Annotated in this window: 27 protein-coding genes and 1 rRNA gene; 27 read left to right on the top strand and 1 reads right to left on the bottom strand. The window is 40.5% G+C overall.

Features of this window, described 5'->3' with window-relative positions:
• From rrf to rsmI, 12 genes are all read left to right on the top strand, one after another.
• Positions 1-89, top strand: a 5S ribosomal RNA gene (gene rrf / locus Q8G36_RS23480); the annotation flags it as partial.
• Between the two features lie 209 nt (positions 90-298).
• Positions 299-517, top strand: coding sequence for a sigma factor G inhibitor Gin (locus Q8G36_RS23475; RefSeq protein WP_305162152.1), 219 nt, complete (start codon positions 299-301; stop codon positions 515-517).
• 243 nt (positions 518-760) lie between these two features.
• Entirely contained in the window at positions 761-2215 is a 1455-nt protein-coding gene (locus tag Q8G36_RS23470; RefSeq protein ID WP_305162153.1) for an aminotransferase class I/II-fold pyridoxal phosphate-dependent enzyme, read from the top strand.
• A 39-nt stretch (positions 2216-2254) separates the two neighbouring features.
• Positions 2255-2908: a dTMP kinase gene (tmk, locus tag Q8G36_RS23465; RefSeq protein ID WP_305162154.1), complete on the top strand. Its 654-nt coding sequence runs from the start codon at positions 2255-2257 to the stop codon at positions 2906-2908.
• 78 nt (positions 2909-2986) lie between these two features.
• Positions 2987-3316 carry a cyclic-di-AMP receptor gene (locus tag Q8G36_RS23460; protein WP_061440312.1) on the top strand — a complete coding sequence of 110 codons (330 nt, stop codon included), beginning with the start codon at positions 2987-2989 and terminating at the stop codon, positions 3314-3316.
• Positions 3317-3340: 24 nt separating this feature from the next.
• On the top strand, positions 3341-3781 hold the full coding sequence (locus Q8G36_RS23455) for a YaaR family protein (protein WP_305162155.1): 441 nt from the start codon (positions 3341-3343) through the stop codon (positions 3779-3781).
• 8 nt (positions 3782-3789) lie between these two features.
• Positions 3790-4794, top strand: a complete 1005-nt coding sequence (gene holB / locus Q8G36_RS23450; protein ID WP_370694105.1) for a DNA polymerase III subunit delta' — start codon at positions 3790-3792, stop codon at positions 4792-4794.
• A gap of 1 nt (position 4795) precedes the next feature.
• Positions 4796-5626 carry a PSP1 domain-containing protein gene (locus tag Q8G36_RS23445; protein ID WP_061440314.1) on the top strand — a complete coding sequence of 277 codons (831 nt, stop codon included), beginning with the start codon at positions 4796-4798 and terminating at the stop codon, positions 5624-5626.
• Positions 5627-5676: 50 nt separating this feature from the next.
• Positions 5677-6015, top strand: a complete 339-nt coding sequence (yabA, locus tag Q8G36_RS23440) for a DNA replication initiation control protein YabA (protein ID WP_370694106.1) — start codon at positions 5677-5679, stop codon at positions 6013-6015.
• 178 nt (positions 6016-6193) lie between these two features.
• The gene (locus Q8G36_RS23435) at positions 6194-6937 is read left to right on the top strand and encodes a tRNA1(Val) (adenine(37)-N6)-methyltransferase (protein ID WP_305162158.1); all 744 of its coding nucleotides are present in this window, start codon (positions 6194-6196) and stop codon (positions 6935-6937) included.
• Complete coding sequence (locus Q8G36_RS23430; protein ID WP_305162159.1) at positions 6924-7184, top strand: GIY-YIG nuclease family protein; 261 nt, start codon at positions 6924-6926, stop codon at positions 7182-7184. The genes Q8G36_RS23435 and Q8G36_RS23430 overlap by 14 nt, the downstream gene beginning before the upstream one ends.
• 1 nt (position 7185) lies before the next feature.
• Complete coding sequence (rsmI, locus tag Q8G36_RS23425) at positions 7186-8067, top strand: 16S rRNA (cytidine(1402)-2'-O)-methyltransferase (protein ID WP_305162160.1); 882 nt, start codon at positions 7186-7188, stop codon at positions 8065-8067.
• Between the two features lie 48 nt (positions 8068-8115).
• Here rsmI and Q8G36_RS23420 read toward each other — a convergent pair whose 3' ends face one another.
• Positions 8116-8400: an AbrB/MazE/SpoVT family DNA-binding domain-containing protein gene (locus Q8G36_RS23420; RefSeq protein ID WP_048689982.1), complete on the bottom strand. Its 285-nt coding sequence runs from the start codon at positions 8398-8400 to the stop codon at positions 8116-8118.
• 631 nt (positions 8401-9031) lie between these two features.
• On the opposite strand from Q8G36_RS23420, the gene metG reads away from it, so the two are divergent.
• The 15 genes from metG (at position 9032) to Q8G36_RS23345 (ending at position 24283) form a co-directional block, all read left to right on the top strand.
• The gene (metG, locus tag Q8G36_RS23415) at positions 9032-10993 is read left to right on the top strand and encodes a methionine--tRNA ligase (RefSeq protein WP_305162161.1); all 1962 of its coding nucleotides are present in this window, start codon (positions 9032-9034) and stop codon (positions 10991-10993) included.
• A gap of 210 nt (positions 10994-11203) precedes the next feature.
• Positions 11204-11971 carry a TatD family hydrolase gene (locus tag Q8G36_RS23410; protein ID WP_305162162.1) on the top strand — a complete coding sequence of 256 codons (768 nt, stop codon included), beginning with the start codon at positions 11204-11206 and terminating at the stop codon, positions 11969-11971.
• 278 nt (positions 11972-12249) lie between these two features.
• Positions 12250-13404, top strand: a complete 1155-nt coding sequence (locus Q8G36_RS23405) for a G5 and 3D domain-containing protein (protein ID WP_305162163.1) — start codon at positions 12250-12252, stop codon at positions 13402-13404.
• 251 nt (positions 13405-13655) lie between these two features.
• Entirely contained in the window at positions 13656-14219 is a 564-nt protein-coding gene (gene rnmV / locus Q8G36_RS23400) for a ribonuclease M5 (protein WP_305162164.1), read from the top strand.
• Complete coding sequence (gene rsmA / locus Q8G36_RS23395; protein WP_305162165.1) at positions 14212-15090, top strand: 16S rRNA (adenine(1518)-N(6)/adenine(1519)-N(6))-dimethyltransferase RsmA; 879 nt, start codon at positions 14212-14214, stop codon at positions 15088-15090. Before rnmV ends, rsmA begins: the two co-directional genes overlap by 8 nt.
• A 200-nt stretch (positions 15091-15290) precedes the next feature.
• On the top strand, positions 15291-16169 hold the full coding sequence (yabG, locus tag Q8G36_RS23390) for a sporulation peptidase YabG (protein ID WP_305162166.1): 879 nt from the start codon (positions 15291-15293) through the stop codon (positions 16167-16169).
• 313 nt (positions 16170-16482) lie between these two features.
• The gene (gene veg / locus Q8G36_RS23385; RefSeq protein ID WP_034316343.1) at positions 16483-16734 is read left to right on the top strand and encodes a biofilm formation stimulator Veg; all 252 of its coding nucleotides are present in this window, start codon (positions 16483-16485) and stop codon (positions 16732-16734) included.
• A gap of 151 nt (positions 16735-16885) precedes the next feature.
• Positions 16886-17062 carry a small, acid-soluble spore protein, alpha/beta type gene (locus tag Q8G36_RS23380; RefSeq protein WP_034316340.1) on the top strand — a complete coding sequence of 59 codons (177 nt, stop codon included), beginning with the start codon at positions 16886-16888 and terminating at the stop codon, positions 17060-17062.
• Positions 17063-17385: 323 nt separating this feature from the next.
• Entirely contained in the window at positions 17386-18255 is an 870-nt protein-coding gene (gene ispE / locus Q8G36_RS23375; protein ID WP_034316338.1) for a 4-(cytidine 5'-diphospho)-2-C-methyl-D-erythritol kinase, read from the top strand.
• Between the two features lie 61 nt (positions 18256-18316).
• Positions 18317-19141, top strand: coding sequence for a pur operon repressor (gene purR / locus Q8G36_RS23370; protein WP_048690004.1), 825 nt, complete (start codon positions 18317-18319; stop codon positions 19139-19141).
• A 13-nt stretch (positions 19142-19154) separates the two neighbouring features.
• On the top strand, positions 19155-19529 hold the full coding sequence (locus tag Q8G36_RS23365) for a RidA family protein (RefSeq protein ID WP_053537019.1): 375 nt from the start codon (positions 19155-19157) through the stop codon (positions 19527-19529).
• A 192-nt stretch (positions 19530-19721) separates the two neighbouring features.
• Complete coding sequence (gene spoVG, locus Q8G36_RS23360) at positions 19722-20018, top strand: septation regulator SpoVG (protein WP_034316332.1); 297 nt, start codon at positions 19722-19724, stop codon at positions 20016-20018.
• A 630-nt stretch (positions 20019-20648) separates the two neighbouring features.
• On the top strand, positions 20649-22022 hold the full coding sequence (gene glmU, locus Q8G36_RS23355; RefSeq protein WP_305162167.1) for a bifunctional UDP-N-acetylglucosamine diphosphorylase/glucosamine-1-phosphate N-acetyltransferase GlmU: 1374 nt from the start codon (positions 20649-20651) through the stop codon (positions 22020-22022).
• A gap of 15 nt (positions 22023-22037) precedes the next feature.
• Positions 22038-22991, top strand: a complete 954-nt coding sequence (locus Q8G36_RS23350; protein WP_289314093.1) for a ribose-phosphate diphosphokinase — start codon at positions 22038-22040, stop codon at positions 22989-22991.
• Positions 22992-23302: 311 nt separating this feature from the next.
• Positions 23303-24283 (top strand): sulfonate ABC transporter substrate-binding protein, encoded by a 981-nt coding sequence (locus Q8G36_RS23345; RefSeq protein WP_305162168.1) that lies wholly within the window; start codon positions 23303-23305, stop codon positions 24281-24283.

The raw sequence follows: 24283 nt of genomic DNA, 5'->3' as shown, positions 1-24283 counted from the left end.
CCCGTTCCCATTCCGAACACGGCAGTTAAGCTCTTCAGCGCCGATGGTAGTTGGGGGTTTCCCCCTGTGAGAGTAGGACGCCGCCAAGCCATTTAAAAAGATCAGCCATCCGGCTGGTCTTTTTTTGCATAATGCAAAGAAAAATCATTGGATATAAAGGGATTATCAATTATGGAAACTTTTATAAAGACATACACGTATTGAAATTCTTCATCATACATTGTTAAAAGCATCCCCGGTTCTCTTAAACTATTTAAATTAATGTATGCGAACAATGGTTTTTGGGGAGAATGCAGGTATGGAGGTGGAGATGTTGGGGACAACAACAACCAAAACAACGGCAGGGGAAACGTGCGCGGTTTGTGAACAAATAAAAGGGATGGGTATACATCTATATACGACTTTTATTTGTGAGGAATGCGAAAGGGATATGATCGGGACGGATACGAACGATCCCAAGTACCAATATTACTTAAAGCAATTAAGAAAAATCACTAATCCTGAAATATTTTCATGAAAAAATAGTTTGTGGAAAGTTAAAGAGTCAGAGAATAAAGAAATGGTGTGTTTCTTTATTCTCTGACTCTTTTTTTGGTACTTTAGAAGAATGCTTGGCAACATGCTCCCATGTTTCTTTCTGTATGTTCCCTCCAAATAGACTGTTCGGAGATGCATAATTGCCTTTCTGTCGACGCAATATGAGATAAAATTGAACTTATTTGATAAAATGAAAAAATACTATGATATGAGGGAAGAGAAGATGAATCAGTCACAGACACCGTTGTTCGACGCAATGAGTGCTTTTCATAAAAAAAGCCCAATATCTCTGCATGTCCCAGGGCATAAAAATGGATGGGTATTTAATAAAAAGGGCCAAGCCTTATACAACCCCCTGCTTGGTATTGATGCCACGGAGATAAGCGGTTTAGATGACCTGCATGCTCCAGAGGGCGCCATTTTAAAGTCCGAGCAACTACTCTCTGATCTATATGGTGTAAAGCGGAGTTATTTTCTGGTTAATGGGTCAACCGTAGGCAACATTGCCATGATTCTTGCTACCTGCCGGGAAGGTGATAAGGTCCTTGTCCAAAGAAACTGCCATAAATCAATTTTACATGGATTGATGTTAGCGAATGTACAACCGATTTTTTTACAACCATCTTATTATGAGAAATGGGGCATTGCTGGGGGTGTAGGATCAAAATTAATTGAAGAAGCCTTAAGTGTACATCCAGATATAAAAGCCATCATTGTTACCTATCCTAATTATTATGGTCTTGGTGAAGACTTGACCGAAATGGTAAGACTCGCACATCAAAAGGGGATTCCTGTGCTGGTGGACGAGGCACATGGCGCTCATTTTCAGTTAGGAAGTCCGTTTCCTAAGCCGGCAATTTCGGCAGGGGCAGATGCCGTTGTCCATTCAGCTCATAAAACACTGCCGGCTATGACAATGGGGTCATTTCTTCATGTGAATTCATCCTTAGTTGATGTCGATCAAGTATCATTCTATTTACAAATGCTTCAGTCGAGCAGTCCATCTTACCCAATTATGGGATCGCTCGACTTGGCCAGGGCCTACTTAGCCGCTTTCACATCAGAAGATAAAAGATCCCTTATTGAAAAGATATCAGACTTCAGAGGGGAATTAGGTGCCCTCCAAACAGTAAGGGTGCTGGAGGCGCCACCAGGCACCTTGGCAGACCCATTGAAAGTAGTCATTCAATCAACAAATGGTTTAAGCGGGTTTGAGTTACAGCAGCTATGTGAAGCCGAAGGTATTTTTACGGAATTGGCTGATCCTGATAATTTATTAATGATTTTACCCTTATTAAAAATGGGTGCCGAATTTCCTTTTCATGAAATCGTTCAAACTATAAAAAGTGCCACTGAAGCCAGAACTGGAAACAAGGAAGCAGAGCTTGGGGTCCTCTGGCCAGATGGAAGGTCAATGACAGGACTTGAAATGCCATACTCCGTCATGAAGCATAGTAAATCAAAACCTGTCGCATTTCGGAAAGCAGTGGGTGAGGTATCTGCCGAGATGGTCATTCCTTATCCGCCGGGCATCCCTTTAATTATGTCCGGGGAAATGATTACTCCTGAACATATATCCAATTTAAGGAGACTGCTGGAACTGGGATCAAGGTTTCATGGCGGTTCCTCCCTTTCAAACGGAGAATTGATCGTTTATGAAAGCGGGCAGACTGGTTAAAATGATATACTAGAAACAAAGAACCTTGGAGGTACATCGATGAAACGTGGTATTTTTATAACAATGGAAGGGCCTGAGGGTGCCGGGAAAACAACAATTACCCAAATGCTTGGCAAGGCTCTGCAACAAGAAGGCTATCAAGTACTATTAACGCGTGAGCCAGGGGGAGTTCCCATTTCGGAGCAAATTAGGGAAGTGATCCTTAATAAAGATAATACAGCCATGGACCCGAGAACAGAGGCTTTATTATACGCAGCAGCAAGGCGTCAGCATTTAGTGGAAGTGGTCATGCCTGAGTTGGAAAGAGGGGGAATTGTCCTCTGTGACCGATTTATAGATAGCTCGTTAGCCTATCAGGGGCATGCAAGGGGTTTGGATATAGAAGAAGTTTACAATATCAATAAATTCGCAATTGGAGATATGATGCCAGATGCCACGTTCTTTTTTGATATCGACCCAGAAGAGGGATTGAGACGTATCCAATCCAATGGGGAACGGGAAGTGAACCGGCTGGATCTTGAAGCCCTCGACTTCCATGAAAAAGTTTGTGAGGGATATCAGTTCATTATAAATAGATGGAAAGACCGTTTCATTATCGTGGATGCAGGCCGGACAATAGATGAAGTCCTTGAGGAAACGAAAGCAAGCTTGTTGAATTTTTTAGCGAAAGCAGGAAATAGGTTTCCATATTAGTCAACCAATACTATTCCAGGCAAGGACTAGTTGCTATAATGGAGTTAGTAAATTCAGAGTAACCGGAGGATGATGAAAATGAAAATGATCATTGCTGTCGTTCAAGACAAGGATAGTCATCGCCTGCTGAATGAATTAGTGGAAAATAATTTCGGAACGACCAAGCTAGCCAGCACTGGCGGGTTTTTAAAATCAGGTAATACGACTTTTATGATTGGCACAGAGGATGAACGTGTTGACCAAGCCATCCAGATCATCAAACAGAATTGTCAGTCACGATCCCAATTAGTATCACCGGTTTCACCGATGGGCGGGAATGCCGAGTCCTATGTACCTTATCCAGTGGAGATTCAAGTAGGCGGTGCGACCATTTTTGTTCTGCCGGTTGAAAACTTTTTGCAATTTTAACGGTTAGTTTCAGGGAGGTTCATTATGAAAATCAACCATGATATCCCTATTAAGCTGGATAAATCGCGTCAGGATGGCAAACCGTTTCAAACCGGAAATGGCAGATTTCAACAAATGGTCCAGACACAGGATCAAAAGATGCAAATCCAAATATTAAACCGTTTGATAGTCGATATTGAAGGGGCGGGTCAGCGTTTAGTAAGGTCACGTACTTTTAGGGAATTGGCAAAATATAAAGCCTTGGTTAAACGGTTTGTTAAAGAAGCGGTTGAAGATGGACTGGAACTGAAGCAATCCACGAGCTGGAATGAATATGGACAGAGCCGGCCGTTGAAAACCGTGGAAACGATAGATGCAAGATTAGTTGAGTTAAGCGAGGAAATTCTTAATAAAGAGAAAAGCTCGCTTGAAATATTAGAAATGATTGGCGAGATTAAAGGTCTTCTGATTAATTTATATACTTAAGTGAGTTGATGGTTTTGGATAAAACATGGCAGGACATGAGTCAAATTCAGCCGCAGGTAATGACGATGCTGCAAAATAGCATAACGAAGAACAGGGTGGCTCATGCGTATTTATTTGAAGGGGAAAAAGGGACAGGTAAGCAGGAGATAAGCAATGCCTTTGCCAAAAGCTTACTATGTGAAGCCCCGACAGCAGGTTATGAGCCATGCGAACTTTGTCGGAATTGCAAACGGATTTCAAGTGGGAATCATCCTGATGTCCATTTGATAGAAAGAGACGGTCTCTCAATAAAGAAAGAACAAATTAAGGGCCTTCAGGAAGAATTTTCGAAAAAAAGCGTAGAGGCAGATCGGAAGGTTTATATGATTGCCGATGCGGACAAAATGTCGGTGGGGGCAGCCAACAGTCTATTGAAATTTTTAGAAGAACCTTTGGCTGATACTGTAGCAATATTGATGACTGAACAGCTTCAGAGGATTCTACCGACTATATTATCAAGGTGCCAAGTGATTTCGTTCAAGCCATTATCTCCGGAGAATGTGAAACGGAAGCTTATAGAACAGGAGTTAGAGCCACAGCTAGCTTCAGTTATCGCACACATAACACAGAATGTGGAAGCTGGAATCGAGCTTAGCCATGATGAATGGTTTGTACAAGCTCAAAAAATAGTGGTAAAATTATATGAAGTGTTAAAACTTAATTCCTTGAAGGCATTGCTGTACCTTCAGGAGGATTGGTTCACACACTTTAAAGAAAGAGAACAGGTTGACAGAGGTCTTGATTTGTTACTTCTTATATATAAGGATTTATTATACATTCAGTTGGACAAAAAGGACTTCGTTGTGTTCCAAAATAAACTGAAGGAATTTGAAACTCACGCTCTTCATCTTTCCCCAAGACGCCTTGCTGAACATATGGGTTGCATTTTGGAAGCAAAAAGGAAGCTGATGTCCAACACGAATCCACAGCTGTTGATGGAACAGCTTGTGCTGAATTTGCAGGAGGGATCATGATTTGTATGATGTTGTAGGTGTCCGTTTTAAAAAGGCGGGCAAAATATACTACTTCGATCCGGGTGAATTCGCTATTCCTAAGGACGATTTTGTAATAGTGGAGACTGTCCGCGGTGTTGAATTCGGTAAAGTCGTTACAGCCCGTAAACAAGTAGATGAAAACGATGTTGTCCTGCCATTGAAAAAAGTACTTCGGGTCGCTGATGCTAAAGATAAGCTGATTGTAGACGAGAACAAGGCGGCTGCAGAAGAGGCTTACTCTATATGTTGTCAAAAGGTTGTGGAGCATAAGCTTGATATGAAGCTGGTTGATGTGTCATATACTTTCGACAGAAATAAAGTCGTGTTTTATTTTACAGCGGATGGTCGCGTGGATTTCCGTGATTTAGTCAAAGATTTAGCTGCCATATTCAGAACTCGCATAGAACTGCGCCAAATTGGGGTAAGGGATGAGGCAAAGATGCTTGGTGGCATCGGACCTTGTGGCAGAATGCTTTGTTGCTCCACATTTCTTGGAGATTTTGAACCGGTTTCCATCAAAATGGCGAAGGATCAGAATTTATCATTAAACCCTACAAAAATCTCAGGTTTATGCGGTCGATTGATGTGCTGTCTGAAATATGAAAATGATGAGTATGAAAGTGCGAAGGAAATGCTTCCTGATTTAGGTGAAATGATTAATACGCCTGGTGGCAAAGGCAAGGTAGTGGGGCTTAATATTCTAGAACGCGTACTTCAGATTGAACTAATCGAGCAAGAAAGAGTATTAGAGTATACTCTAGATGAGATTCTAAAAGAGGGAGCCGTTTCTATTCAAGCCACAGATTATTAAGGTGGTGGGAGAGCGTGGATAAGAAAGATATTTTTGAGTCGGTGACCAATATGGAAACCCAGATAGGCCAATTATATAAGCAGCTTGGAGAATTGAAGCAGAACTTAGCTGAAATCCTTGAGGAAAATCAGTCGCTCAAGCTGGAGAACGAGCATTTGCGCCATCGGTTGGGCCTTGTGGAAGTCAAAAGTGCGCCCGCAGCAGTAAAGGTCAAACAAAAAGTGAAAAACCGTACGGCAAGTACGGACAAGGTTATGGATATCGGGGAAGGCTATGATAATTTAGCCCGTATCTATCAAGAAGGCTTTCATATTTGCAATCTGCATTTTGGCAGTTTACGAAAAGAAGGGGATTGCCTGTTCTGTTTATCTTTTTTAAACAAGAAGTGATAATGGAATAATATAAAAGATGTTCCATCTCTTTTACGTGATAGATAGACCGTTTACAATATATAGTGATTCGGGGTCTGACGCATACTATGAGTCAGACCCCTTTTTGTACGATAGTAATGTAGAAGCATGGTCCCTAAACATGCTTTTTCCATACATGATTAGGAGGGTAACAGCAATGGTAGAACTTAAAGGAGATGAGCGCCTGGATTATCTATTGGCTGAGAATTTAAGGATCATCCAGAGCCCATCGGTGTTCTCTTTTTCATTAGATGCCGTTTTATTATCAAGATTCGTAAATGTACCGATCCAAAAAGGGAAAATCGTAGATCTTTGCTCAGGTAATGGGGTCATACCTTTGCTGCTGAGTACAAGAACGAAAGGGACAATTACCGGTGTTGAAATTCAAGAGCGGTTATATGACATGGCCCAGAGGAGCATGGACTATAATGGCGTATCCTCCCAAATCGAGATGATTCATGGGGATATAAAAGAAATTCCAAAACAGATAGGGTATAGCAAATATGACGTCGTTACTTGCAATCCACCCTATTTCCCGACGCCATCTATCGAGGAAATTAACAAAAATGAGCACTTTGCAATTGCCCGACATGAAATAATGTGTAATCTTGAGGACGTCATTCGTGTTTCAAGTCAGTTGCTGCGTCAAGGTGGGAAAGCTGCATTCGTTCATAGACCGGGCCGTCTGATGGATATCCTGCATTTCATGAGGATGTACAGAATTGAACCGAAGCGATTGCAATTCGTTTATCCGAAGAGTTCAAAAGAAGCGAATACGATTCTTATAGAAGGGATTAAGGACGGCAACCCTGATTTGAAGATTCTTCCTCCGCTTGTTGTATATAATGATCAAAATGAGTATAACCCGGAAATCAGAAGGATTTTATATGGAGAGGAATAAGCATTATTTTTATGTTTTGAAATGCAGGGACGGCAGCTATTATGCGGGGTATACAAATAATTTGCACCGTAGGATCGATGCTCATAATCAAGGCAGGGGTGCAAAGTATACACGAGGCCGGACCCCGGTTGAACTGATTTATCATGAATTATTCGAAACACGGACATTGGCCATGCAGGCTGAATATAAATTTAAGCAATTAACAAGAAAACAAAAGCAAAAGTGGATGGCAAAGGAGGATACATGATATGTGGCAGCAAAAGAGTTTTGAAAAAGAAGGATTGGAGCCAGCTCTATATCTGGTTCCTACACCGATAGGAAACCTTGAGGATATGAGTTTCCGGGCTTTAAGAATCTTAAAGGAAGCGGATGTCATTGCTGCTGAGGACACGCGAAATACGAAGAAATTATGCAACTACTTTGAAATTTCGACACCTATCGTCAGTTACCATGAACATAATAAGGAATATAGCGGGAAGCAAATGCTTGAGAGGCTTCGATCTGGAGAGGTCATCGCATTGGTAAGTGATGCTGGCTTGCCGACGATATCCGACCCGGGATATGAACTGGTCAAAGATGCCATTGCCGAACATTTTAAAGTCATCCCGTTGCCGGGGGCCAATGCTGCATTAACTGCATTGATCGCATCTGGACTGATTCCGCAGCCTTTTTACTTTTATGGCTTTCTACAACGGGGAGCAAAAGAAAAAAAGCAGGAACTGGAAAAATTAAAAAAAATGGAATCAACTTGGATCGTTTATGAATCGCCACATCGATTGAAAGAAACGTTGAAACATATGCATGAAATTTTAGGTGACCGTCGTATAGTATTATGCCGCGAATTAACCAAGAAATTTGAAGAGTTCATTCGGGGGACTGTGAGTGAAGCATTGACGTGGGCGATGGAATCCGAAATCCGCGGTGAGTTCTGTTTAATAATAGAAGGTGGGCAATGGTCGGAGGATGAACCTGAAGAAGCTTGGTGGATGGCCCTTGACATCGTCGGTCATGTTAATCATTATATGGAAACCAAGCAGTTCACTTCAAAGGACGCAATCAAGCAGGTCGCAAAAGATCGCAATATGCAAAAACGTGATGTATATCAAGCGTATCACATTGATATACAATAATAATAAACATAAAAAAACTTCCGAAGACCGGAAGTTTTTTTATATCATTTATTTAGAAGCAGTGAAGTTTTGTTGAATTTCTTGAATAAGTAATTCTGCACCTTCACGGCTAAGAATCAATTTACCATTAGCAAGTGTAAGGTTGTTATCGGAAACTTCACCTGTAACTTGGCAAGTCATGTTTGGTTTGTATTTTTTCAAGATGATGCGCTCATCATCAACATAGATTTCAAGAGCGTCTTTCTCAGCGATACCCAATGTACGACGAAGTTCGATTGGAATAACCACCCGGCCTAACTCATCAACTTTACGAACAATACCTGTAGATTTCATTTTTATAAATTCTCCTCTCAGTTACAATCTAGTACCCTATTTCTATTTTTTTCGCCATTATTCGACAAATTTTTTTATAAATTTATAATACCAGCCATTCCCAAATTCGTCAATGATTTATTTTCATTTTTTTGTAAGAAATAGCATGGCTCATTCCGTGTGATAAAAAGGCTTTTAAAGAGAAAAAATCGGTTATGTCTTTAAAAGTAACGAAATAGCAGGATACAAAGAACTACTAACTTCACCACATTTCGACAAAGTGTGCATATAAAAACATACTTCACTATTATATGATTAAATATCATTTAGTTTCAAAACAAAAGTTCTGAATTAAGGATAATTTTCTGAAAAAGTTTACGAATATGTGAGTTGTTGCACAAAAAAAGAAATTTAGGTATATTTTGTTGAGGTAAGAGGTAATGCTGACATAAGGGAAGTTCACGCTCAGGACCCTTATTTTGAAAATGAGATTTGCTTATAATTTTTTTATTCTATTAACATGTTGATTAGATTAGTGATTATTGTCGCGCAGAATTGTATATAGCGTTAAAATAGAGATAATAGCTTAAATATAGTCTTATGGCTTGGGTCAGTCCTAAAGCCGTTTTTCAAAAGATGAGGAGGGAACGAAGTGCAAGATAAATTAAAAACATTCTATATCACGACACCCATATATTATCCGAGTGGTAATTTACATATAGGGCACGCGTATACGACAGTGGCAGGGGATGCCATGGCTCGTTATAAAAGGATGCGTGGCTTCGATGTCATGTATTTAACAGGCACTGATGAACATGGTCAAAAAATCCAGCGTAAAGCGGCTGAGGAAGGAATCACTCCACAGCAATATGTAGATAATATCGTATCAGGGATTAAAGAGCTCTGGGAAAAGCTTGATATTTCATATGATGATTTCATCAGGACGACGGAAGATCGCCATAAAGAGGTCGTAGCCAAGATTTTCAAAAGGCTATTGGACCAGGGTGATATATATTTGGACCAATATGAAGGATTATATTGTACACCTTGCGAATCTTTCTTCACGGAACGTCAGGTGGAAGAAAGCAATGGAAACTGTCCCGATTGCGGCAGGCCTGTTGAAAAGGTGAAAGAGGAATCTTATTTCTTTAAGATGAGTAAATATGCGGATCGGTTACTGAAGTTTTATGAGGAAAACCCGGATTTTATTCAACCGGAATCCCGCAAAAACGAAATGATCAATAACTTCATCAAGCCTGGATTGGAAGATCTGGCCGTTTCACGTACTACTTTCGATTGGGGCATCAAGGTGCCGGGAGATCCAAAGCATGTTATTTATGTATGGATTGATGCTTTGACCAATTATATAACGGCATTAGGGTATGGAACGGATAATGATTCTAAATACTTGAATTATTGGCCGGCCGATGTACATCTGGTCGGAAAGGAAATCGTTCGTTTCCATACAATCTATTGGCCGATCATGTTAATGGCTCTTGACGTGCCGCTTCCAAAGAAAGTCTTTGCCCACGGATGGCTTCTCATGAAAGAGGGTAAAATGTCCAAATCAAAAGGGAATGTAGTGGATCCCGTTACATTGATTGATCGTTACGGTTTGGATTCTTTACGCTACTATTTATTGCGTGAAGTACCTTTTGGTTCCGATGGAGTATTTACACCGGAAGGGTTTGTGGAACGGATCAATTTTGACCTGGCAAATGATTTAGGGAATTTATTAAATCGAACAGTTGCAATGGTCAATAAGTATTTTGATGGTGTGATTCCGAATTACGGAGGATCCAATGGCGAATTCGAAAAGGCTTTGCTTGAAATGAACCAAGATACGGTAGGCAAGTATGAGGAAGCAATGGAAAACATGGAATTTTCAGTTGCACTAACATCCATTTGGCAACTCGTGAGCAGAACTAATAAATTCATTGATGAGACCCAGCCATGGACTCTTGCTAAAGATGAATCAAGGAAAGAAGACCTTGCTAGTGTCATGGTTCATTTGGCGGAATCATTACGCAGGACGGCAATCCTTTTGAAACCGTTCTTGACGCAAACACCGGAAAAAATCTTTGCTCAGCTTAGCATCAAAGATGATGTGTTAAAGTCCTGGGACAGTTTAGCGGAGTTCGGTCAAATTCCTGCTGAAACAAAAGTCTTGAAGGGAGACCCGATCTTCCCTCGTTTGGATATGGAAGAGGAAGTTTTATATATTAAAGAACAAATGCAGGGGGATGCCCCTAAGGCCGAGGAAAAAGTGGAAGAGACGATTCCCGAGGTTGATGAAATCACTATTGATGACTTTACAAAAGTGGAGCTTCGTGTTGCTCAGGTCACGGAAGTTGAGCCTGTAAAGAAGGCGGATAAGCTTCTTAAACTTCAGCTTGATTTGGGTTATGAGAAACGGCAAGTCGTATCAGGCATTGCACAGCACTATAAACCCGAAGATTTAGTAGGCAAAAAAGTGATATGCGTAACGAATTTGAAACCTGTTAAACTTCGTGGCGAGCTCTCTCAAGGAATGATTTTGGCGGGAAGCCAGGATGGTGTGCTCTCAGTCGCTACAATAGATTCATCGATTCCAAATGGTTCAAAGGTGAAATAAACCGATGAAAACATAAAGGTGTTTCATATGAAACATTTTTATGTTTTTTTCTTTATGATTTTGGAAAAAGTAATTGAATAACAGGTTTATTTTTTGGTCCTGCATTTATTTGTTGGGCATATAAGGTCCTTTGTAATCTGTTTGTTACCTAAATGTGAAACATAAAACTTTCATTTTTTTATAAAATAGTGCTAGAAAGGAAGAAAAATAATGTTATTTGATACACATGTACATGTTAATGCGGAACAATTCAACGAGGATCTCGAAGACGTAATAGAAAGAGCTAAGGAAGCAGGAGTCAATAATATGGTAGTTGTTGGTTTTGACCGGCCTACTATTAAAAGGGCAATGGAATTGATAGAAGCTTATGATTTCATGTATGCCGCAGTCGGCTGGCATCCTGTCGATGCTATAGATATGACAGAAGAGGACTTACAATGGATCGAGGAATTATCCAACCATCCAAAGGTTGTGGCCATTGGTGAGATGGGCCTGGATTATCATTGGGATAAATCACCGAAAGATGTTCAAATGGAGGTGTTCAGGAAGCAAATCCGATTGGCGAAAAAGGTGGGGCTGCCCATTATCATCCATAATCGGGAAGCGACCGCGGATATCGTGAACATACTAAAGGAAGAAGAGGCATCAAGGGTTGGAGGCATCATGCATTGCTTTAGCGGAAGTGCAGAAACGGCTTTGGAATGCATCAATATGAATTTTTATATTTCATTGGGTGGCCCTGTGACCTTCAAGAATGCAAAAAAACCAAAGGAAGTGGCAGCAGCCGTACCTTTAGACCGTTTACTGATAGAGACCGATTGTCCATACTTGGCTCCCCATCCTTATAGAGGGAAGCGTAATGAACCTTCGTATGTGAAGCTTGTTGCTGAACAAATTGCAGAAATAAAACAACTCACAATAGAGGAAGTTTCCCAGGCAACAACGGAAAATGCCAAGAAATTATTCGGCATTAACTGACATTTTTTTTTACAATATCTCCCGGGGTTCGCCAGCCAAAATCGAATTTTTTAAGGTTTCTGCAAATCTCACTGCAACTATAGGCTTATTATGTCGAGAAGTCGCCCTTTCCTTTTCCATATGGAATATGCATAATAGGTAGTAATTTCCTGAATGAGAAGTGAATGGGTTGACAGCTTGATAACTAAGTCTATATAATCACCGGGAGGAAGGAGGAGTTTTTCATTCTATTAAAAACTATGAAAAACCTTATTCCCAAACCTTTTGGGAAGAAGAGAATGGCAATTGCCATTTGCAGTGCTATTCTTGTTTCTGCAGCATTGGGAATACTAATATATCAAGGAACAAAGGATACAGTAACAATCATGCTAGACGGAAAAAAAGAGGTAGTGCGTACACACGCGGCTACTGTAAATGATATGTTGGAAGATTTAGAGATTACCGTTCAAGCCGCAGACTATGTCCACCCATCAAGAAATGCAAAGGTGGACGATGATTTAGAGGTGGTTTGGAAGCCTGCACAAAAAATCGTCATGGTACAGGATGGTAAGAGGAAGGAAGTTTGGTCCACCGCCGATACGGTAAACGAACTTTTAAAAGACCAAGATCTTAGTGTGAAGGAACAGGATAAGATCACCCCTTCAAAAAATACGAAGCTGAAAGCGAATATGGAAGTTGCCATAGACAAAGCCTTTTCACTGAAATTAGTGGTAGGTGGAGACGAAAAGCAGGTTTGGTCAACTTCGACTACTGTCGCTGACTTTTTAAAGCAACAAGGGGTAAAACTCAATGATTTGGATCGAGTTGAGCCAGAATTAACCGAAAAAGTTGAAGCTGAGAATACGGTAAACGTAGTTCGAATTGAAAAAGTCACCGATGTAGTGGAAGAACCAGTTGACTTTGCTGTCATAACTAAAAAAGATGACTCTTTATCAAAAGGGAAAGAGAAAATTGTCAAAGAAGGAAAAGACGGACTCGTTTCTAAGAAATATGCAGTTATTAAAGAAAATGGCAAAGAGGTCAAAAGAGAATTACTTTCAGAAAAAGTAGTTAATGAAAAGCAGGATAAAGTTATAACGGTCGGAACTCGAACGACGGTTGCCCAGGCATCACGCGGAGTAACTAACGTTAGTTCTTCAAGTGGAAAAGAAATATACGTATCATCAACTGCTTATACTGCCAGTTGTAAGGGCTGTTCCGGTGTCACGTCCACAGGCGTAGATCTAAAGAGTAATCCGGGTGCGAAAATCATTGCTGTCGATCCAAGCGTAATTCCTATGGGGTCGAAAGTATATGTAGAGGGATACGGCTATGCTGTAGCTGCTGACAAAGGCGGAGCAATAAAGGGAAATAGGATTGACGTCTTCTTTTCCTCAAAAAATGATGCCTATCGCTGGGGTGTAAAGAGGGTAAAGGTTCGCGTATTGGACTAATAAGGTTTCTCTCGCAGGAGATGAATTCGTCTCCTGTTTTTTGCGTTTTATTTTCCATTTGTTGAAAAACCCTATGTAAAACTGTTTTAATAAGATAGACGTTTCACTATTCCATAAGATTTCAATATATGCGTGTAAACTTTCATAAATGATCTTGACTGGATTCTCTATCCAGAAAATTTTACGGGGGACCTGTTACGTTTATCCAAGAGCTAATCAAAGCGCTTGCGCTTTTCTGTATGGAGGAAACCATGAAAAAGATTAAAGAAATTATTGTTGTAGAAGGAAAAGACGATACGGTGGCGATAAAAAGGGCTGTTAATGCTGATACAATAGAAACCAACGGTTCCGCGGTCAATGAGTCCTGTATTGAGCAGGTGAGGCTTGCACAAAAGACACGTGGAGCCATCATTTTCACAGACCCTGATTTTCCTGGCCAAAAAATCAGGAATATAATTTCAGAACAAGTAAAAGGCTGTAAACACGCCTTTTTAACGAAGAAGGAAGCCCTTCCTAAGTCAGGTAGAGGAATTGGGGTGGAACATGCTTCTCCTGACGCAATTCGTAATGCTTTAAAGGATGCCCAATTAATGGATGAAGAGGCTTCAGAAGAGATTTCACAGCAGGATTTAATAGATGCAGGTTTAATCGGGGGATCCGGTGCCAAGGAACGAAGGGAAAAACTTGGATCTATTTTAAAAATCGGGTTTACCAATGGTAAACAGTTATATAAGAGACTAAAAATGTTCCAAATATCAACTGAGGCTTTTGAGAAAGCGATGGTACAGATAATTCAGGAGGAAAAAAATGAATAAGGATATTGCAACCCCTGTCAGAACGAAAGAAATATTAAAGAAATATGGATTCTCCTTTAAAAAGAGCTTAGGCCAAAACTTTTTAATCGATACGAATATCTTGAAACGTATTGTCGAACATGCCAATTTGACAGAGGAAAGCGGCGCCATCGAAATTGGGCCGGGAATCGGGGCTTTGACGGAACAACTGGCGAAAAGCAGCAAAAAGGTTGCGGCCATTGAGATTGATCAGCGTCTACTGCCCATCTTATCGGATACACTGTCTCCCTATAATAATGTAAACATCATTCACGGGGATGTTCTCAAGGCTGATGTCAAGAAGGTCATCGAGGAGGAATTTGCCGGCTTCTCGGACCTGATGGTTGTTGCAAATTTGCCATACTATGTCACGACGCCCATCATTTTAAAGCTATTGTCCGAGGACCTGCCCATTAGAGGCATCGTGTGCATGCTGCAAAAGGAAGTGGCTGATCGAATTGCCGCAAAACCTGGGACAAAGGAATACGGTTCTTTATCCATTGCCATTCAATATTATACTGAAGCAGAAACAGTGATGATAGTACCCAAAACGGTATTCATGCCTCAGCCTAATGTTGATTCAGCTGTAATCCGCCTTACTAGGCGCGTTAAGCCAATCGTCGAGGTCCTGGATGAGGATTTCTTATTCACTGTGACCCGGGCGAGCTTTGCACAGCGTCGGAAAACGATTTTAAATAACTTAACCAGTCAGCTGCCAGATGGCAAATCGAAAAAAGAACTCATACTTGCCGCTCTCGAGGCCGCAGAAGTAGATCCTTCCAGACGGGGCGAAACACTGAGCATCCAAGAATTTGGCCGCTTAAGTGATGCGTTATTGCCGAATTTCAAATAAAGAAAATGTGAAGATTCAAGTCGGAATGGGGTCACTCCCAGCTTCCGGCTTTTTTTATTTTAAAAGTGGCCCATCATGAGGGGATGTACCCGAAAATGTAAGCAATCTCTATCTTTCACCAATCAAGAATGGTTCGCATAACTTAAGAATGAAAATAAACTAGGGCGGGCTGAAAATAAGTCTTCTCATGGGGTGGGGCCATGAATATTCAAATAAACGATATTGTTGGTCGGGTTTCTTATAAATGTGACGTGTTGTTCCGGGTAATCGATATCCGTGATATTGACGGAAGGCGTGAAGCTATTCTTTATGGGGAAGATATCCGACTGATTGCAGATGCACCTTTTCAAGATTTAATGATTATTAATGATAATGAAAGAAATGATCGACAAAGGTCGAATGAGGTACTTCAAGAACAATCTTACCGCTTATTAACACAAGATCTAGAGCTGCAACAACAAAAAAATGGCTATCAATCCAGTAATGGCTATCGGTATAGCGGTGAATATTTTCAGATACCAGGCAGGGTCCTCCATGTGGATGGGGATGCATCTTACTTAAGGAAATGCATGGATCTATATCAGAAATTCGGTATTCCGGTCAATGGCATCTATTGCAATGAAAAGGAAATGCCCCAAAGAATCGGGGGGTTGTTGGACCATTATCGGCCGGACATTCTAGTTGTCACCGGTCATGATGCCTATTCAAAATCAAAAGGATCGATGTCCGATATTAATGCCTACCGTCACTCAAAGGATTTTGTACAGACAGTTAGGGAAGCGCGAAGGAGGGTTTCTCATTTAGACCAACTGATTATATTTGCCGGGGCTTGTCAGTCGCATTTTGAATCGCTGATCCAAGCGGGGGCAAATTTTGCAAGTTCTCCTTCCCGTGTTAATATACATGCTCTTGATCCGGTATACATCGTCGGAAAGATAAGCTTTACGCCTTTTTCCGAACATATTCATGTATGGGATGTCCTTCGGAATACATTAACGGGAGAGAAGGGGTTGGGGGGAATTGAGACAAAAGGGGTGTTACGGACCGGGTTGCCTTTCAAGCCATTTCAGGAAGAATGAACGAGCTGCATTTTGAAAGAATGCAGCTTGCTTTTGGTGGGGAAGAATTCGGATATCCTCCCCAAAAAACTGGTTTTTTGGGGAGTAATGTCACTAGGTAATGATTTAATTACGAAAATTCGGCTTAATAAATAATGGTATAGTTCGTTTACATAATTTTTCATTTCCCAGGATATAATAAAATTGTTCGCGATTTTGCCGAATTTCAGATAAAAATATATTGACTACATTTTTAAGTGCTGATATAATTTATTATTTTGTTTGCGTATATTTGTAAATTGTGATATACTTAACTTAGTGAGGTGGACCGAAAATGCCAAAAACTCTAGCTGATATTAAAACTGCACTTGATTCAAACCTAGGTAAAAGATTGCTCTTAAAAGCAAACGGTGGAAGAAGAAAGACTGTAGAACGATTTGGAACTTTGGCGGAAACTTATCCGGCTGTTTTTGTAATTGAGCTCGACCAAGATGAAAATGCGTTTGAAAGAGTATCTTACAGCTATGCGGATGTTTTAACGGAAACCGTAGAACTAACATTTTTAAACAAACAACAAGAGATGTAACTTAGACGAGGCAGCGAACAACTTTGTTTGCTGCTTTTTGTTTTGTATAGAATATCCTGTGAGCTCCAATAAAGGCTTAAAAAGGATGTAATGAAATAGCGTATGATGCAAACACTATGCATGTGACGGCATGTGAAAGGGGTTGCTTCGCTTGAGCAGGAAAAAAGGGATTATGTCAAATGATCTTAAAGAGGAATTGGCTAAAGAACTTGGATTTTACGATGTTGTCCAGAAAGAAGGCTGGGGAGGAATCCGGGCCAGGGACGCAGGAAACATGGTAAAACTTGCCATCGAAAAAGCACAACGTCAATTGGTGAACAAAGAGTAAGATAAAACACTTAATTGTATCATGCCGTCATGTTGAAGGAAGCCGGACTCTTTATACAATGTATAGCTCTATTCATTTTTGCTTACATTGTAGTTAAGGAGTCTGGTTTTTTTATGTATCGGTGAATGCTATATGGATATGTAGCAAGTCTTTTGGGGTGCAGGAAGTAGCTGCTCTCCCATGTGCCTACATGTGTCTATTCTCCTCTAAGGGCCAATCTTAGCTTCATTACATTGAAATTACGATGAAAAACCCTTTAGAATATAAACAAATATGATAGAATAGGACAAGAACTTTTAAGAACGTTAAAGTAGGTGGACATATTGAAGCTTATGGAAAAAGCCCCGGCTAAAATTAATTTGGCTTTGGATGTGCTTTTCAAACGGCCTGATGGGTATCATGAGGTGGAAATGATCATGACGACAGTCGACCTTGCCGATAGAATTGAACTAAAGGAAATAACGGGAAATCATATTCAAATTCTATCCCATAATCGATTTGTTCCGGATGATCATCGGAATTTAGCTTATCAAGCCGCATTTATTCTAAAGGAACGTTTTGGGATCAATAAAGGTGTTTCTATAACTATAGAGAAAAATATACCTGTAGCCGCAGGACTTGCTGGTGGAAGCAGTGATGCCGCAGCTACCTTGAGAGGCTTAAATAGATTGTGGAAGCTTGGTCTTTCCATGGATGAACTTGCAGAAATAGGAGCTGAAATTGGCTCTGATGTTTCATTTTGTGTATATGGAGGTACGGCATTGGCCAGAGGGCGCGGGGAAAAAATCACGCATCTTCCTGCACCGCCAAAATGCTGGGTCATCTTGGCCAAACCGACGATCGGCGTTTCGACAGCAGATATATACAAAAGGCTCCAAACTTCAAAAATGGAGCATCCGGATGTACCTGGAATGATTTCGGCTATTATGGAAAACAATTATCACGATGTATGTGAAGGGTTGGGTAATGTTCTGGAACAAGTGACATTGCAGTTATACCCAGAGGTTGCGAACATTAAAGATCAAATGAAGACATTTGGAGCAGATTCGGTCTTGATGAGCGGAAGTGGTCCGACCGTTTTTGGTTTGGTGGAACATGATTCGCGCATGCAAAGAATTTATAATGGACTTCGCGGATTTTGTGATCAAGTCTATGCGGTCCGTTTACTGGGTGATCGAAACAATCTTGAATAGAAACGTACATTAGTGGTATAGTTGCTATATAATATTCGGAATTCACAAAGGGGGTGTCTCAATGAAATTTCGTCGCAGCGAGAGGCTAGTCGATATGACCAATTATTTATTAGAACATCCAGGGGAACTTGTTTCGCTGACTTATTTTGCTGAAAGATATAGTTCGGCAAAGTCCTCGATCAGTGAAGATTTGACAATCATCAAAGATACCTTTGAACAACGCGGGATAGGTTCTTTAACAACCGTTCCAGGTGCGGCCGGTGGAGTGAAATATATTGTTTCCATCAAGGAAGAAGAAGTCAATGCCTTCATTGACGGATTATGCGATACGATCGCTAGTCCCGAAAGGCTACTTCCTGGCGGTTATCTATATATGACAGACATATTAGGACATCCGCAAACCGTGAATAAGGTTGGAAGGATAATCGCCTCAATGTATGCCAAGAAAAATGTCTCAGTCATCATGACAATGGCAACCAAAGGGATATCATTAGCATACGCCGTGGCAAATTATTTGAATGTTCCAGTTGTCATTGTAAGTAGGAATAATAAAGTAACGGAAGGTTCTACAGTGAGCATCAATTATGTTTCAGGCTCTTCAAAGAGGATCCAGACTATGGTACTCTCTAAGAGAAGCTTGGTTGAGGGTTCGAATGTATTAATTGTAGACGATTTCATGAAGGCTGGAGGTACCATTAACGGTATGGTCAGTCTATTGGATGAATTCAAGGCAACAGTTGCCGGAATTGCGGTGCTGGTCGAATCCGAACATACGGAGGAGTGCCTTGTCGAGGACTATGTTTCTTTAATCAAGTTGACACAGGTGGTCGAAAGAGACAAAAAAATCAAGGTCAGCCGTGGGAATTATTTTACGAAAAAGGAATAGGGGGAATCATTTCATGAAAACGATACATACGGATGAAGCACCGGCAGCGATCGGACCATATTCACAAGGCGTGATCGTGGATAAGTTATTTTTCAGTTCAGGACAGATCCCGCTTACTGCTTCTGGTGAAATGGTAACAGGGGATGTCAAGGAACAAACGCACCAGGTCTTTAAGAATCTCCAAGCTGTATTGAAAGAAGCTGGGGCTTCACTGGAAACTGTCATTAAGGCTACAGTATTCATTAAAAGTATGGACGATTTCGGTTCGATTAATGAAATATACGGAGAATATTTTTCTGCTCACAAACCTGCTCGCTCTTGTGTAGAGGTTGCTCGGCTTCCTAAAGATGCACTAGTTGAAATAGAAGTGGTAGCGCTCGTTAAATAAACGGGCGTTTTTTTTATTTCTTAAGGGAATTCGTAATGGGTAATTTTCCTATAATATAAGCTTGATTATGAGTATTTTTGAAAACTAGGCTGAATTTTCTAAAAAAATTACAGATAATAGAAGGAGTTCACGTTTTTTTGTTGAATATGTACTTTAAGTTTTAACAACAACAAAAAGGGATGGTGAGCTTAAATGGAAGTAACTGACGTAAGATTACGCCGTGTGAATACGGATGGTCGTATGAGAGCTATCGCATCAATTACACTGGATAATGAATTTGTGGTTCATGATATTCGTGTGATCGACGGAAACAATGGTTTATTTGTAGCAATGCCAAGTAAACGAACTCCAGATGGAGAATTCCGGGATATCGCTCATCCAATCAATTCCTCGACACGCGGGAAAATTCAAGAAGCTGTCTTGACAGAATATCATCGATTGGGAGAACTTGAAACTGAATTAGAGGAAGCTGGAGCAGGTGCTTCTTAAAATAACCTTACTTTTAAACTTTAAATTTATAATTTGTGCATCTAGAGCCTACTTCATAAGTAGTGCTCTTTTTTATTTATTCATAAACAGATAAGTTTAGAACGTATCCGCTAATCATGCAGACATTTTCTTTAATTGTCTAAATTGTAAAATTAAGGTGATATATTCAAAGTTTAAGTACCCAACCTTTTTATTTTTTAAACCTTTTTGTTCATCCTGATATTGAAATTCATGTAAGTGGAATTAAAGGGATATCCCTCTAATGACCTGTAGATGAAATGAATCGGTAACTTGTTTTCGGAATGGGAGTAACAAAGGTTGCAGTACTTCCTGAGGGCTTATACATAGGGCATGGCGCGATCATGGCGGTGTTTTGGGATAATGGGGGTGGGTGGTGTTAAAAAGGGGAGGAGACATGGTTTCTGTTCATTGACCAGGCATATATCATTAATTTCGTGATGTAAAATAATGCTCCAAGGTCCAATAATAACATTTGTAAGGGTGTCGGAAATTGAATTTTTTTCACCTAATCGGTTGACAATTATATGTACTTTTAATTGTTACCTTGAAAAGAATCACTATTTGAGATAATATTTTTAGTGGATAAAAAGGTGAAAATGGAGGCCTGTTATGAGTAATCGCTATGCAATAATATTGGCCGCTGGGCAAGGTACTAGGATGAAATCTAAGCTTTATAAGGTTTTGCACCCTGTTTGCGGGAAACCAATGGTACAACATGTTATCGATCAAGTCAATCAACTTCAAATAGAAGATATTGTAACAGTCATCGGCCATGGAGCTGAGAAAGTTCAGGAACAACTTGGTGATTCATGCAAGTATGCCTTACAAGAACAGCAATTAGGTACGGCACATGCTGTAATGCAAGCGGAAAGCGTTTTATCCGTAAAAAGTGGTACGACCCTTGTTATTTGCGGTGATACGCCCCTGATTAAAGCGGAAACGATGAAAGAGCTTATAGCATTGCATGAGCAAAGTCAGGCGAAAGCAACAATCTTAACAGCATATGCAGATAACCCTGCTGGCTATGGAAGGGTCCTTCGCGGTGAAGGCGGACTTGTAGAAAAAATCGTCGAGCATAAGGATGCCTCTGATGAAGAAAGATATGTTAAGGAAATAAATACCGGTACATATTGCTTCGATAACCAAGCATTGTTTAGCGCGCTGAAAAAAGTTTCAAATGAAAATGTCCAGGGAGAATATTACTTGCCGGATGTTATTGAAATCTTAAAAGAAGAAGGCGAAGTGGTGACGGCCTTCCAATCCAGTGATTTCGAGGAGACATTGGGTGTGAATGACCGTGTGGCTTTATCGCAGGCTGAGCAAGTTTTACGAAACCGCATCAATGAAACGCATATGAGGAATGGTGTAACGATCATCGATCCACTTACAACGTTCATTGAAGCGGATGTGCAAATCGGACAGGATACAGTCATTAACCCTGGGTCATTCATTAAAGGAAAAAGTATTATCGGGCAGGATTGCTTGATTGGCCCGAATACGGAAATCAGTAATTGTGAAATTGGTGATGGAACGGAAGTCCTCCAATCGGTTGTACACGAAAGCAGTATTGGAAGTTTTGTTAAAATCGGTCCATTCGCACATGTTAGACCTCAATCAGATATTAAGGATTCCGTTAAGATCGGTAATTTTGTCGAAATTAAAAAGACCGTTTTTGGCGAAGGAAGCAAGGCCTCACATTTGAGTTATATTGGTGATGCAGAGGTTGGGGAGAATGTTAATATAGGTTGCGGATCTATTACCGTGAATTACGACGGGAAAAATAAACATTTGACGAAGATTGAAGATAATGTCTTCATAGGCTGTAATTCTAATCTGGTTGCACCTGTGACAGTAGGAGAAGGAGCATATGTAGCTGCTGGGTCAACCATCACGCAAAATGTACCGCAGGAAGCCCTATCCGTTGCACGTGCTCGTCAAGTTAACAAAGAAGATTATGTCAAGAATTTGAAATTTAATAAATAACCGACGGAGGTCATCATGTCAAATCAGTATTTAGATCCTAATTTAAAAGTATTCTCTTTAAATTCAAACTTCGATTTAGCTCAGGAAATTGCTGCTGCAATCGGTGTTGAACTTGGAAAATGTAGCGTAACAAGTTTCAGTGACGGTGAAGTTCAAATTAATATCGAAGAAAGTATTCGTGGCTGTGACGTATACGTGATCCAATCAACAAGCCAACCAGTCAATGAAAATTTAATGGAACTTTTAATTATGATCGATGCTCTTAAACGTGCTTCAGCTAAAACGATCAATATTGTAATGCCGTATTACGGTTATGCTCGACAAGATCGTAAAGCACGTGCGCGTGAACCAATTACAGCTAAACTTGTCGCAAATCTTTTAGAAACGGCTGGTGCCCACCGTGTAATCACATTGGATCTTCACGCACCACAAATTCAAGGTTTCTTCGATATTCTGATCGATCACCTTGTTGCTGTTCCGATTTTAGCTGATTTCTTCAAGGAAAAAGATTTAAGTGATATCGTCATCGTTTCCCCAGATCATGGTGGTGTAACACGTGCCCGTAAAATGGCCGATCGCCTAAAAGCACCGATCGCCATTATCGATAAGCGCCGTCCAAGACCGAACGTGGCTGAAGTCATGAACATCATTGGTAATATTGAAGGGAAGACAGCAATACTGATTGATGACATCATCGATACTGCAGGAACTATTACACTAGCGGCCAATGCCCTTGTGGAGAATGGCGCTAAAGCAGTGTACGCTTGTTGTACACACCCAGTCCTTTCAGGTCCTGCCATCGAAAGGATTCAAAATTCAACGATCAAGGAATTGGTCGTGACTAACACGATTGCCCTATCTGAAGATAAGAAAATCGATAAAATTGTTGGACTTTCTGTAGCACCTTTGATTGCAGAGGCAATTATTCGTGTGCATGAGGAACAATCAGTCAGCACATTATTCGATTGATAACAAAATAAACGAGAACACGGCGAGCCTTCGGGCTCGCCGTGTTTCCGTTTAAAAGTTTCAGAAGATACTTAATTCTCAGTTGACAGATGAGAATAGTAATAATAAAATGGCTATACAAATTCAATTCATATTCAAGGAATGAAAAACTGTACTAACGCAAGTGCATACTGGTTAATGCCGATCGGACTACCGAAGGCTCCTTTTCACTTACCATTGAACATTAGGCATCGTTTTGCCCTATTGTCCTATTGGTGAAGGAAAGGAGCCTTTTATTTTTATATAAATAGTTTAAGAAGGGTGTGCGGAATATGAAGAAAAAACGAAAGATATGGCTGCTGTCCATCTTCAGCATCTTCATGCTGATAGTAAGTGCATGTGGGCAGGAAAAGAACAGTTCCACAAGTGCTGACGCAAAAGAATCAGATAAAACCATCCGAATCGGTTATCAAAAATTCGGGACATTAAATATTTTAAAATCAAAAGGGGAGCTGGAAACACATTTAAAAGAAGTGGGATATACTGTCGACTGGACTGAATTCCCTGCAGGACCTCAGCTGCTTGAAGCCTTGAATGTCGGCAGCATTGATTTTGGGCACACAGGGGAGGCGCCACCGATATTTGCACAAGCAGCCAAGGCACCGCTTGTCTATATTGCTAATCAGCCGGCAAACCCTTCGGGAGAGGCTATAGTCGTGCAAAAGGATTCACCCATTAAAAATGTGAATGATTTAAAAGGTAAGAAGGTTGGCTTGAATAAAGGTTCAAATGTTCATTACCTATTGGTCAAAGCGTTAGAGGAAGCAGGCCTTACTCTTGATGACATACAGCCCGTCTACTTACCGCCGGCAGATGCGAGGGCTGCTTTTGAAGGAAACCAAATCGATGCCTGGGTAATATGGGATCCATTTTTATCAGCGGCGGAATTGGAACTTGAAACGAAAACCATTCAGGATGGAGAAGGACTGGTGGCGAATCGTGAATTCTTTTTGGCAACTGATTCATTTGCCGGGAACGAAGAGGCTTTGAAGATTATCAAAGAAGAACTGATAAAAGTTGATAAATGGATTGAAGAAAACCCAAGGGACGTCGCTGAATTCCTATCTCCGGAAATTGGAATGGGTGTGGAGGCATTGGAAAAAACATTAAAAAGAAAAGAATATGGACTTGAGGAGATTTCCAGTACGGTTTTGGATGATCAACAAAAGATTGCCGATACCTTTTTTAATCTTAAATTAATTCCAAGCAAGATTAATGTTTTAGATGCTTCTGCAGATCTTAAAAAAAATTAA

The sequence above is a fragment of the Peribacillus frigoritolerans genome, assembly GCF_030676415.1.
Taxonomy (GTDB): domain Bacteria; phylum Bacillota; class Bacilli; order Bacillales; family DSM-1321; genus Peribacillus; species Peribacillus frigoritolerans_A.
The sequence above is the reverse complement of the archived record's forward strand: the minus strand, read 5'-3'. Positions and strand labels throughout refer to the sequence as shown.

What these genes read in the sequence shown, in the direction of transcription:
- Q8G36_RS23475 (WP_305162152.1), top strand. Translation starts at nt 299, where the DNA reads ATGGAGGTGGAGATGTTGGGGACAACAACAACCAAAACAACGGCAGGG.
- Q8G36_RS23470 (WP_305162153.1), top strand. Translation starts at nt 761, where the DNA reads ATGAATCAGTCACAGACACCGTTGTTCGACGCAATGAGTGCTTTTCAT.
- tmk (WP_305162154.1), top strand. Translation starts at nt 2,255, where the DNA reads ATGAAACGTGGTATTTTTATAACAATGGAAGGGCCTGAGGGTGCCGGG.
- Q8G36_RS23460 (WP_061440312.1), top strand. Translation starts at nt 2,987, where the DNA reads ATGAAAATGATCATTGCTGTCGTTCAAGACAAGGATAGTCATCGCCTG.
- Q8G36_RS23455 (WP_305162155.1), top strand. Translation starts at nt 3,341, where the DNA reads ATGAAAATCAACCATGATATCCCTATTAAGCTGGATAAATCGCGTCAG.
- holB (WP_370694105.1), top strand. Translation starts at nt 3,790, where the DNA reads ATGGTTTTGGATAAAACATGGCAGGACATGAGTCAAATTCAGCCGCAG.
- yabA (WP_370694106.1), top strand. Translation starts at nt 5,677, where the DNA reads ATGGAAACCCAGATAGGCCAATTATATAAGCAGCTTGGAGAATTGAAG.
- Q8G36_RS23435 (WP_305162158.1), top strand. Translation starts at nt 6,194, where the DNA reads ATGGTAGAACTTAAAGGAGATGAGCGCCTGGATTATCTATTGGCTGAG.
- Q8G36_RS23430 (WP_305162159.1), top strand. Translation starts at nt 6,924, where the DNA reads ATGGAGAGGAATAAGCATTATTTTTATGTTTTGAAATGCAGGGACGGC.
- rsmI (WP_305162160.1), top strand. Translation starts at nt 7,186, where the DNA reads ATGTGGCAGCAAAAGAGTTTTGAAAAAGAAGGATTGGAGCCAGCTCTA.
- Q8G36_RS23420 (WP_048689982.1), bottom strand. Translation starts at nt 8,400, where the DNA reads ATGAAATCTACAGGTATTGTTCGTAAAGTTGATGAGTTAGGCCGGGTG.
- Q8G36_RS23410 (WP_305162162.1), top strand. Translation starts at nt 11,204, where the DNA reads ATGTTATTTGATACACATGTACATGTTAATGCGGAACAATTCAACGAG.
- Q8G36_RS23405 (WP_305162163.1), top strand. Translation starts at nt 12,250, where the DNA reads ATGGCAATTGCCATTTGCAGTGCTATTCTTGTTTCTGCAGCATTGGGA.
- rnmV (WP_305162164.1), top strand. Translation starts at nt 13,656, where the DNA reads ATGAAAAAGATTAAAGAAATTATTGTTGTAGAAGGAAAAGACGATACG.
- rsmA (WP_305162165.1), top strand. Translation starts at nt 14,212, where the DNA reads ATGAATAAGGATATTGCAACCCCTGTCAGAACGAAAGAAATATTAAAG.
- yabG (WP_305162166.1), top strand. Translation starts at nt 15,291, where the DNA reads ATGAATATTCAAATAAACGATATTGTTGGTCGGGTTTCTTATAAATGT.
- veg (WP_034316343.1), top strand. Translation starts at nt 16,483, where the DNA reads ATGCCAAAAACTCTAGCTGATATTAAAACTGCACTTGATTCAAACCTA.
- purR (WP_048690004.1), top strand. Translation starts at nt 18,317, where the DNA reads ATGAAATTTCGTCGCAGCGAGAGGCTAGTCGATATGACCAATTATTTA.
- Q8G36_RS23365 (WP_053537019.1), top strand. Translation starts at nt 19,155, where the DNA reads ATGAAAACGATACATACGGATGAAGCACCGGCAGCGATCGGACCATAT.
- spoVG (WP_034316332.1), top strand. Translation starts at nt 19,722, where the DNA reads ATGGAAGTAACTGACGTAAGATTACGCCGTGTGAATACGGATGGTCGT.
- glmU (WP_305162167.1), top strand. Translation starts at nt 20,649, where the DNA reads ATGAGTAATCGCTATGCAATAATATTGGCCGCTGGGCAAGGTACTAGG.
- Q8G36_RS23350 (WP_289314093.1), top strand. Translation starts at nt 22,038, where the DNA reads ATGTCAAATCAGTATTTAGATCCTAATTTAAAAGTATTCTCTTTAAAT.
- Q8G36_RS23345 (WP_305162168.1), top strand. Translation starts at nt 23,303, where the DNA reads ATGAAGAAAAAACGAAAGATATGGCTGCTGTCCATCTTCAGCATCTTC.